Source organism: Desulfonatronospira sp. MSAO_Bac3 (assembly GCF_003838035.1).
GTDB classification, from domain to species: domain Bacteria; phylum Desulfobacterota; class Desulfovibrionia; order Desulfovibrionales; family Desulfonatronovibrionaceae; genus Desulfonatronospira; species Desulfonatronospira thiodismutans.
Genome location: NZ_QYZY01000168.1, coordinates 1 through 1,263 on the forward strand (window position 1 = coordinate 1; position 1,263 = coordinate 1,263).

General features: G+C 53.7%; 2 protein-coding genes. Both read right to left on the reverse strand.

Going from position 1 to position 1,263, the window contains the following annotated elements:
• Positions 1-564: hypothetical protein (locus tag D5S03_RS05580; protein WP_287042951.1), on the reverse strand; the 564-nt coding region annotated here is incomplete at its 3' end.
• A gap of 61 nt (positions 565-625) precedes the next feature.
• Positions 626-1,120 carry a pilus assembly protein PilP gene (locus tag D5S03_RS05585; RefSeq protein WP_287042952.1) on the reverse strand — a complete coding sequence of 165 codons (495 nt, stop codon included), beginning with the start codon at positions 1,118-1,120 and terminating at the stop codon, positions 626-628.
• Positions 1,121-1,263 lie beyond the last annotated feature (143 nt).

Consider the following 1,263-nt stretch of genomic DNA (forward strand, 5'->3'; position numbering starts at 1 on the left):
GAGATTGTATTCCGTGTGGTGGGTGATGAGGCGCAGAACATGTTCCACCTCAGCGTTTTGCAAATCTATGGATACCGGCTCACCAGTGTATTCTTCCCGCATGCCTGGAAAAAGAGAGTCCTGCATCAGCTCTCCTGCTTCCTGCTCCAGTGTGGCCAGTCCGGCTCCGGCTGGAGCAGCCCCGGGAGCATCACTGCCCGGAGCAATCTGAAACAGTAGTTCATCTTCAGCCTCCTGGACGCTGAAGTCCGGCTCACTGGACCAGACCCAGGTAAGTAAGGCCCCCTCATCAGTGTTTCTCAACAAAAGAGATTTCAAGGAGGTATCCATTTCGTTCAGGCGGTACAGCCGGACCAGTTTTTCCGCTGCTCTGCTTTCCGGCAAAAGTATGTGCATGCGGTCCTGTTCCCTGTCTGTGACTGTATGGCTGAAAGGTCCCTGTCCTAGAAGCTGTACATGCAGGGTCTTGTCCTGATCCACCCAGAAATCGATTTCCTGGATGGTATTCTGTGCATTCAGGTCCTCGGGGGGCGTTTCGGCCAGGGCGCTCTGCGAAATCAGCAAAGCAAAACCGGCTGTGAGCATAAGCAAGGCTGATAGCAACATCAGGTTCTTTTTAAGCATATCAATCACTGTCTCCCGGTCGGAGTTTCAGGGTGCTTAAGCTTTCCTCGATTCCGTAAGCTCCCTGAATATATTCTCTGACCAATACCCTGTCCGGGTGTATTTCCAGCACCTCTCCCTGGTTGGGGCCTATCCTGGTACCCTTGTGCAGCATGAAGCCTTTTCCGTCGGGCATTTCCACCATGGCCATTATTTCCTGCTCCGGGGGCTGCATGGTGCCTACAAGCCTCAACTGCCCCAGTTCCACACGCTCCAAGGGAGTCAGGGGCCTTAGACGTTCAAGAGCTGGAAGCGCATCAGGCGGCTCTTCCGGCATGACAAAAGGGACAAAGGGATCCTGCAGCCCTTCCGGGTTGTATTGCGGGGCTTCCACCTGCATCCAGTCCGGGTCAGGCGAGCTTCGGTCGTTTTCTTGTGCTGAGAGGGGAAAGACAAAAACAAAAATAAAAGCAATGGAAAATACTGTTTTTGAAACACCCCTGTTTTTTATTGGCATTGCTTAATCATCCTCCAGGGCTGCCTCTTCTTCGGCGGTAAGCGCCCTGTAGACCCGCAGCCTTGATTCTGCCGGAAGCATCCTGTCCCTGGAGAACTGCTGCTCATCCACAGGACGCAAACGCAGGCTTTCCAGGCTGACCA

Bases quoted from the DNA above. Each gene is read 5' to 3' on its own strand.
- D5S03_RS05585 (WP_287042952.1), bottom strand. From the start codon at position 1,120: ATGCCAATAAAAAACAGGGGTGTTTCAAAAACAGTATTTTCCATTGCT.